Source organism: Streptomyces prasinopilosus, assembly GCF_001419695.1.
In the GTDB taxonomy this organism is placed as follows: domain Bacteria; phylum Actinomycetota; class Actinomycetes; order Streptomycetales; family Streptomycetaceae; genus Streptomyces; species Streptomyces prasinopilosus.
Genome location: NZ_LIRG01000320.1, coordinates 1 through 8,587 on the forward strand (window position 1 = coordinate 1; position 8,587 = coordinate 8,587).

An 8,587-nucleotide genomic window follows, 5' to 3' on the forward strand; every position below is an offset into this window, starting at 1 on the left:
CCCGCTGGCTGCGCGGACAGCAGCCGCGGGGCCGGGCACCGGCGATCATCGCGGAGGCGCTCGGCCGCAAGCTGGGCCGTACGGTCACGATCGACGAGATCGGCATGGCCAACGGCAAGAACCTCGCCTCGGGCGTCGGTCTCCAGTTCTCGCCGACGGTGCTGGGGGCCATGGAGCAGGTCTGCGAGCTGTGGCGCAGCGACGTGGGCCGGCGGGACTTCCTGTCCGGCTCCTCCGTCGCCTCGTCCGCGCTGGTGGAGCCGAGCCGGGACTGGCTGATCTCCGCCCCCGATCCGCAGGTGGCGCGCTCGGCCGGGCCGCGGGTCGGGCGGTCCGACGTGGAGGCCGTGCGGGCCATGACGGGGTCCCTGGTGGACCTGGACCACCAGTACGGCAGCGGGCACGTGCGCCCGGTCGTCGTGCACTACCTCAACAGCGTCGTCTCCGGGCTGCTGGCCGGCTCGTACCGGGAGGCCGTGGGACGGGAGTTGTTCGCGGCGGTCGCCCGGCTGACCGAACTGGCCGGGTACATGGCCGTCGACACCGGGCAGCCCGGTCTCGCCCAGCGCTACTACATCCAGGCGCTGCGGCTGTCCCAGGCGGCCGGCGACCGCGGGTACGGCGGGTACGTGCTCGCCGCCTCCATGAGCCACCTGGCCGCACAGCTCGGAAACCCGCGTGAGATCGCGCAGTTGGCCCGGGCCGCGCAGGAGGGCGCGCGCGGGCGGGCGACCCCCCGGGCGGAGGCGATGTTCCGGGCGGCGGAGGCGCGCGGCCACGCCCTGATGGGGGACGCGCAGGCCGCGCAGGAGGCGGCCGGGCGCGCGATCGACGCCATGGAGGCGGCCGACCCGGCCGCGGGGGACGACCCCGCGTGGATCACCCATTTCGACCGGGCCTACCTGGCCGACGAGTTGGCGCACTGCCACCGGGACCTGGGGCAGGCCGAGGCCGCCGCCCGGTGCGCGCGCGAGGCGCTGGCCGGACATCCCGTGACGCGGGTGCGGCGCCGGGCGATCGGCTACGTGCTGCTCGCCACGGCACAGGTGCAGCAGCGGGAGGTCGAACAGGCCTGCAGCACGGGCCTGAAGGCGGTGGAACTGCTGGACGGGCTCAGGTCCCACCGGGGCGCCGAGTACCTGGAGGACTTCCAGCAGCGGCTGGAGCCGTATCAGGAGGAGCCGGTGGTGCGGGAGTTCGGCGCGCGCATGGCCCTGCCCGCGGCGGCGTGAACACGGCGTCGCGGTGGCGCCGGCCCGCCGCCGCGACGGCCGGACGGCGGGGTCCGGTGCGGCCGGGATCCCGCCCGCCGCGCGAACTCGGCGGCGGGCGGCGGGCGGTGAACGCACCGGACGGTTCCGGGTGAACGCGCGGGCCGTGCCGGGTCGCCGGGGGAGCGGGGCGGAAGAGGTGCCATGAACAGCGTGCGGTGATCCGGTTTTGTTACCGCGCTCACAGGGCATGAGGTCAGGTCCTGTGCTGCGTGGCACCGGGCTCCGGGGACCCGGTAGCGTGAGCCGACGAGCCACAAGGTCCCCCATTGGTAGGAGTCCCGGTGACGCAGAGTGGACAGGGCGAGGAGCCCTCGGCGCGCCCCGCGCGCGAAGGCATCGTGCTGCCCTCCGACGGCGGCGAGCCCTTGCTGCCGGGCAGCACGGGGGCCGGGGCCGGCCCGGTCGCACCGGGCGGGCGGGAACCCGGCCCGGCGCCGTCCGGCGAGGGGACCTGGGGCACGCCGTGGGGGGCCGGACAGCAGCAGCACGCGCCGGCCCCGCCGTCCGGCCAGGAGTGGCAGTCCCCGCCCGGCCCGCAGTGGGGCGGTCAGGAACCGGCCCCCTGGGGCGCCCGGGGACCGGCCGCGGGACAGCAGGGCCCGGGCCCGCTGCCGCCCGAGGACGCGCGGCCCCCGGCCCACGGCGAGACCCACGGCACCCCCTCCCCGTACGGCCAGGACGCCGGCGGCCCGTCCGCGCAGATGCCGCCGCAGGCCACCGGTCAGGGACCCGGCTACGGCGGGTACCACGGCGGGGACGCCTACGGGCCGGCGGCCGGAGCACCGGACGGCTACGGGCAGCAGGGCGGGGGCGCCCAGATGCCGCCGCAGCACGGCTTCGGGTACGGCGGCCCCGGCGGCGCGTACGGCCCCGGCGGCGCGGGCGCGCTGCCCGACGGGTCGGAGGGGGCCACCCAGTTCATGCCGCCGGTCCCGGCCGCTCCCGTGGACGAGGGCGCGACGCAGTTCATCCCGCCGGTCCCGGCCGCTCCCGCGGACGAGGGCGCGACGCAGTTCATACCCCCGGTGGGCCCGGGAGCGCTGCCCCCCGAGATGCCCGCCGCACACCACGCCGGGGCGAACCCGTACCCGGGCCCGTCCGCGCAGGGCCGGGCCGGCGGACCGCCGGCGCCCGCGGGCAACCCCGACGCCGAGGCCACCCAGTTCATGGCCCCGGTGACCGGCCCGCCCCAGGGACCGCCCCAGGGCGCGCCGTACGGGGCCGCGCCCGGTGGCCCCTCCGTGGGGCCCGCCGAGGACGGGAACCGGCAGCCGCCCGCCGAGTTCGACAACCTCTTCCGCGCTTCGGGCGGCGACGGGGGCCAGGCCGGGTCCACCCAGCAGATGCCCCGCATCGAGCACCCGCAGCCCGCCCGCCCGCAGGCCGGGCAGGGCGGCGGCGGCCGGCGTGCCGCCCGCGGGAGCGACACCGGCGGCCGGGGCGGCCGGACGGGGTCGAAGGTGCCGTTGATCGCCGCGGTCGGCGTCGGCCTCGTGGTCCTCGGCATCGGCGCGGGCGCGCTGCTCGGCGGCGGGGGCGGCGACGACGACGGCAAGAAGCAGCCGGTCTCCGCCGACGGGGCCGTGAGCGAGGCGCCCTCGGCCGAGCCGTCCGCCGAGCCGTCCGTCGACCCGGTCCGGGAGCAGGCCGTCGAACTGGACAAGCTGCTGGCGCACAGCGGCGACAGCCGGTCCACGGTGATCAGCTCGGTGGAGAAGGTGAAGGCCTGCAAGGACCTCCAGCAGGCGGCCGAGGACCTGCGGGAGGCGGCCGGACAGCGCAACCAGCTGGTCACCGACCTCTCCCAGCTGTCGGTGGACAAGCTGCCCCAGCACGCGGCGCTCACCGACGCGCTCACCAAGGCGTGGCAGGCGTCGGCGTCGGCCGACAACCACTACGCGGCCTGGGCCGACCAGACGGCGAGCAGGAAGGGCTGCCGCAAGGGCCAGGCCCGCACGACCGGGGAGACCCAGGCGGCCAACAGGGACAGCGGCACCGCGACCGCCGAGAAGACCAAGGCCGCCCAGCTGTGGAACGCGATCGCCAAGCAGCACGGCCTGCCCGAACGGCAGCCGACCGACCTGTGACCGGCCGGGGCCCGGCGCGGACGGCCGGGGCGCGGGCCGCGCCCCGGGGCGTCAGACCAGGTCGGTGTCGTGCAGCGTGTCCGTCACGTCGATGAAGCCGTCGCGGCCGGACACCAGCCGGCCGTCCCTGACCTCCTGGATGGTCACGTGGGCGTTGACCATCCGGGGGAAGCCGACGGCGGCCAGCTTGTCCCGGGACTTCCAGCGCAGGGTGGGGGTGAGCCCGCCCGTCCCGACCTTCAGCCCGCTGTTCAGCGTCCTGGTCACCGTGTCGGCGCTCACCTCGCCGCCGCCGAGCGACTCGACGACCTGCCGGAACACCGTGTAGGCGATCCAGGTCGTCTGCACCCCGGCGTCGGCCGGGTCGATCCGGTTGTCGCCGAACGCCTCCCTCCTGATCACGTCCTTCATCGGGTCCCAGAGCTCGTCGCTCGACGCCGGGTACCAGCCGGTGACGTACGACCCCTCGTACGGGCTCGACGCCCCGCCGGCCGTGTTGAGCGTCGTCTGGTCGACGCTGCCCAGCACGGTCGCGGTCCGCACGTCCGGGTGGTCGGCGCGGGCGCGCCGGAAGGAGTCCATGAAGGTGCTGGTGCGGTCCCCGAGGGCGGGTACCACGCAGCCTTCCGCCTCCGGGTCGGTGGTGCTGGCCTCCAGGGCCCGCTCGGCCTGCCCGGCGTACTCGGTGGCCTCCTCCGCCGCCCGCTGGTCCGCGGCCGGTCCGTGGCCGCCCGCGGACAGGCCCGAGTCGAGCAGCGGGGGCAGCTGGTCGCCCGCGATGGTGTCGGGGCGGATCAGGGTGACCGGCCCGCAGGCGTCGGCGAGGACGCGGCCGAGGCCCGCCAGCAGCGCCGGCTGGCCGCCGTTGACGGGGTAGGACAGCGGGCTGGTGAACTCGTCGGTGGTGATGCCGTAGCCGCCTATGTACGGGATGCCGGCGCCCTCGAGGGCCGGCAGGAACGCGTCGGCGTGCTGGCTGTACGAGCCGACGACCGCGACCACGTTCTCCTTGACGGCGGTCCGGGCGCACCGCGAGGCGGCCACGGCGTCGTTGCGCTCGTTGCAGGTGATCACGTCGAGCCTGCGGCCGCCGATGCCGCCCCCGGCGTTCACCCAGCGGGCGTAGGCCTCGGCGAAGGCGGGCATGCCGGGCTTGTTGGTGGCGCTGGTCTTCTCGGGAGCCCAGGTCATGACGGTGATCGGTTCGTCGCCGTCGCCCCCCGCACCGGGGACGACTCCGCACCCGGTGGCCAGGACCGTCACCGCCAGCGCACCCGAGGCCAGGGCGCCGGCTCCGGACGGCCGGGAGGTGCGGCGGGGAAGGAAGCCGCTGCGGAGACGGCTGCGGTTGCGCGGACTGCCGGTCATGCCCCCGCACGATTCCTCCACACGGCCAAGCACGGGGTGACCCGCGGTCGACGGACGGTGACGCGGAGGTGAATTGCCGGGTCCGGTGCCACCGGTGACGGCGGGAAACGTACGATCGATGACCGTGCAAGGTTCGGAGAACTCTTCCCGTCGCGGCCGTCGCTCCTCCACCATGGGCGGCATGCCCCTCAACGACATGCCATGGTGGCGCTGGCGCAGCAATGTGCGCTCCGCGCTGCACATGCTTTCCGACCCCGGGTTCCAGCACGGCGTCTGGCTGGCCGGTGTGGACGGCTACGGCGACGTCACCGACGCGGTCTACCGGCTGGTCGAGGACACCTGGCTGGACAACTGGTCCGCCGAGAAGTACGTGGGCACGATCTTCCGCGACTCGCAGGAGGCGGCGCTCGTGGACACCGCGGTGCTGCGCGTGCTGCGGATCATGCACCAGGTGGGCCCGGACGCGCCCGTCACCGCCTACCTCGCGCACGAGGGCTGGCCGGACGCGGTGCGCGCCGCGCGCGACGCGCACGTGCGGCTGGCGGCCAGTGACGGGGAGGACCCCGACACTCCGCCGCGGACCCTCGAGGTGCTGAACATCCTGACCCGGTCCGCGTAGCGGGACGGTCCCCCGGCCGGGAACCGGGTATGGGACCCTTTTCCGCATGAGTGAGCAGCCCATCCGAGCAGAGGCCCCGGCCGACCAGTACGTTCTGACCCTGTCCTGCCCCGACAAGCAGGGCATCGTGCACGCCGTGTCGAGCTACCTGTTCATGACCGGTTGCAACATCGAGGACAGCCAGCAGTTCGGTGACCACGACACCGGGCTGTTCTTCATGCGGGTGCACTTCTCCGCGGACGCCCCCGTGACGGTGGAGAAGCTGCGGGCGAGCTTCACGGCGATCGGCGACGCCTTCCAGATGGACTGGCGGATAAGCCGGGGCGACGAGAAGATGCGCATCGTCCTGATGGTCAGCAGGTTCGGCCACTGCCTGAACGACCTGCTGTTCCGCGCCCGGACCGGCGCGCTGCCGGTGGAGATCGCCGGCGTGGTGTCCAATCACACCGATTTCGCCGAGCTGGTGGCGTCGTACAACATCCCCTTCCACCACATTCCGGTGACGAAGGACACCAAGGCGCAGGCCGAGGCGAGGCTGCTGGAGATCGTGCGCGAGGAGGACGTCGAACTCGTCGTGCTCGCCCGCTACATGCAGGTCCTCTCGGACGACCTGTGCAAGCAGCTCTCCGGGCAGATCATCAACATCCACCACTCCTTCCTGCCGAGCTTCAAGGGGGCGAAGCCGTACCACCAGGCGCACGCCCGGGGAGTGAAGCTGATCGGCGCCACCGCGCACTACGTCACCGCCGACCTCGACGAGGGCCCGATCATCGAGCAGGAGGTCGAGCGGGTGGGGCACGACGCCACCCCCGACCAGCTCGTCGCCGTCGGCCGTGACGTGGAGTGCCAGGCGCTGGCCCGCGCCGTGAAGTGGCACGCGGAACGCCGCATCCTGCTGAACGGGCGGCGGACGGTGGTCTTCGCCTGAGACCCCGCCCGAACCCTGCCGGGGCCCTGCCCGAGCCCTGCCGGGGCCCGGGCGGCGCGGGAGCGGGACCGGAGCGGGCGGCCGGTGCCCGCCCGGTCCGGTCCGGTGGGCAGGCACCGGGCCGTCCGGGAGGACGCCGGATCCGGCCGGGTTCCGCTCCCGGGCGGGCCCCGGATCCCGTCGGGTCCCGATCCCGGGCGGGTCCCGATCCGGCCGGGCTCTGGTCCCGGGCGGGTCCCGGACCCGGCCAGGTCCTAGATCCGGCTCATGGAGGCCGCCGCCAGCAGGACGTCCCGGATGGCGGCCTTGTCCCCGAGCTGCCCGGCGGCCGCCTCCTGCGGGGACACGTGGCCCGCGGCCAGGCGGCAGAACTCCGAGCCGTCGAGGGCTATGTGGGCCACCTCGTGCTCCTCGGACCCCCGGGCGGCCGGGGAGTCCAGCGGGATCATCCACTCCCCGCCGCCGGACCCCTCGATCTCCAGCCGGAGGCTCCGTCCCGGCGCGCCGGCCGCGACCAGCCGCCGTTCGGTGGAGACCTCGTGCCCGGCCTGCCGGCGCGCTTCGAGGACGGCCGGCAGCATCCGCGCGGCCAGGTCGACCATGCCGTGCAGGTGCCGTCCGGTCGGCGGCTCGTACGGGTAGTCCACCGCCTCGGCGATGTCCTCCCCGTGGACCCAGCACTCGAAGGCGCGGTCCAGCATCGCGTCGTGCAGCGGCAGCTCGTAGCCGCCGTACGAGACCGGCAGCCGCCCCGTGCCGCCGGTGAAGGACACCGTCCGGACCAGGTCGTGGGTCTGCGCGCGCCAGGGCGCCCGCACGGAGCGGGTCGGCGGCCGGGGGACTGTGCGCCAGAAGGCCTCGGTGCGGGCCGACGGGGTGGCCCGCCCGGGCGCGAGGCCGCCGAGCGGGTCGGGCAGGCCGAGGGCGACCGCGACCAGCCCGTCGACCGCCAGCAGGTGCGCGATGACCCCGGCGACGGTGGTCCGGCGGGTGGCCGCCTCGTCGGCCTCGTACCAGCGCAGCCGTACGGGCGCGTGCCACTCGGTGTCGCCGAAGTCCTGGAGCAGCGCGTCCAGCCGCGCCGTCTCCGCGTCGTAGGCGCAGGCCCAGTCCGGCACGGGGATGCGCGGCGGGCGCCGCCGGAGGCAGGTCTCCAGGACGCGGGTGCGCAGCCCCGGATCCAGGTCGAGGCTCTCGGGCCGCTGCAGCAGCCCGACGGCGCCCCGCAGGCGCAGGGCCTCGTCGGCGCAGGCCCCGCACGCGCCGAGGTGCTCCTCGACGGCCGCCGTCTCCTCCGGCGTGCAGGCGGCCAGCGCCCACGCGCCCAGCAGCGACTCCAGCACCCGGTGCTCCAGCGCCGGCCGCCCGCGCGTACCGTCCGCCCCGTTTCCCGGATCCGCGAGCGCGCCCGCGTCCCCGCTCGGCTCCTCGTTCGGCTCCGTGTCCGCGTCCCCGTGAAGCTCCCCGTCCCCTTCGCGCCTGCCCTGCTTCCCGCGGTCACGGCCGGCGCGTGCACGGTCGTCGTACGGCTCGAAACGGTCGTCGCTCACGCCACGCCCCCGATCCCGGGCGGGGCGCCCGGGGCCTCGGTGTCGTGCGCCGTGGCCAGCAGCTGGAGGCCCAGCCGGAGGCGGCGGCGGGCCTCGTCCTCGGTGACACCGAGGTCGGCCGCGGTCTGCTGGTAGTCCCTGCGCTGGAAGTACGCCAGCTCCAGCGCGCTCCGCAGCGGCACCGGCATGGCGTGCACGATGTAGTCCGCGCGGGCGGCCACCGAGGCGCGGCGCACCTGGTGCTCCAGGTCCTCCGCACTGCCGGCGCCGCCGCGGGCGAGCGCGGCGGTCTTGGCGGTGCGCAGCCGCTCGACGGCCAGCCCGCGGGTCAGCACGGCGATCCACGTGCGCAGCGGCTCCCGCCCGGGGTCGTAGGCCTCCGGGTGCTCCCAGACGTGGGCGAAGACGTCGCGCGTGACGGTGTCCGCCGCCTCCTCGTCGCCGAGGACGCGGTGGGCGAGGCCGTGCACGAGGGAGGCGAACCGGTCGTAGAGCTCACCGAGCGCGGCGGCCTCCCCGCGGGCCAGCCGCTGCTGCATCGTGCGGTCCCAGCGGGGCGGTACGTCCCGTTGCGTCATGCGGCCCCTCCACCCCCTGTGCCTCTCGGTGTCCCGGAACGGCCCCGCCCGGTCCGGCGGGTGCCCGCCGTCTCACGAATGTAGTCGGCACGTACCCGCACGCACGCCCCTTTGCGGCAATGTGCGCCCCCCGTCGGACCCCAGGTGGTAGGAGGCCGCCGCCGCGCACGTCGGACGCCGTCC

7 protein-coding genes are annotated in these 8,587 nt (G+C 75.5%); 4 read left to right on the forward strand and 3 right to left on the reverse strand.

Annotation, left to right across the window (positions count from 1 at the left end):
• On the forward strand, positions 1-1,232 hold a 1,232-nt coding region (locus AOK18_RS14350), incomplete at its 5' end, for an NsdA family TPR-like regulatory protein (RefSeq protein ID WP_055694610.1).
• Between the two features lie 323 nt (positions 1,233-1,555).
• Positions 1,556-3,361, forward strand: coding sequence for a hypothetical protein (locus tag AOK18_RS14355; RefSeq protein WP_206281545.1), 1,806 nt, complete (start codon positions 1,556-1,558; stop codon positions 3,359-3,361).
• Between the two features lie 51 nt (positions 3,362-3,412).
• On the opposite strand, the gene AOK18_RS14360 is transcribed toward AOK18_RS14355, so the two are convergent.
• A complete protein-coding gene (locus tag AOK18_RS14360; RefSeq protein WP_055574091.1) occupies positions 3,413-4,729 on the reverse strand; it encodes an ABC transporter substrate-binding protein in 1,317 nt (438 codons plus the stop codon).
• A 118-nt stretch (positions 4,730-4,847) separates the two neighbouring features.
• Between AOK18_RS14360 and AOK18_RS14365 the strand changes: the two genes are divergently transcribed.
• Together AOK18_RS14365 and purU are read left to right on the forward strand one after the other, a co-directional pair.
• A complete protein-coding gene (locus AOK18_RS14365; RefSeq protein WP_074994407.1) occupies positions 4,848-5,348 on the forward strand; it encodes an SCO4402 family protein in 501 nt (166 codons plus the stop codon).
• 46 nt (positions 5,349-5,394) lie between these two features.
• Complete coding sequence (gene purU / locus AOK18_RS14370; RefSeq protein WP_055574093.1) at positions 5,395-6,276, forward strand: formyltetrahydrofolate deformylase; 882 nt, start codon at positions 5,395-5,397, stop codon at positions 6,274-6,276.
• Between the two features lie 254 nt (positions 6,277-6,530).
• Here purU and AOK18_RS14375 read toward each other — a convergent pair whose 3' ends face one another.
• Complete coding sequence (locus AOK18_RS14375) at positions 6,531-7,826, reverse strand: maleylpyruvate isomerase N-terminal domain-containing protein (protein WP_055694611.1); 1,296 nt, start codon at positions 7,824-7,826, stop codon at positions 6,531-6,533.
• Positions 7,823-8,404, reverse strand: coding sequence for a sigma-70 family RNA polymerase sigma factor (locus tag AOK18_RS14380; RefSeq protein WP_055694612.1), 582 nt, complete (start codon positions 8,402-8,404; stop codon positions 7,823-7,825). The genes AOK18_RS14375 and AOK18_RS14380 overlap by 4 nt, the downstream gene beginning before the upstream one ends.
• Positions 8,405-8,587: the final 183 nt, after the last annotated feature.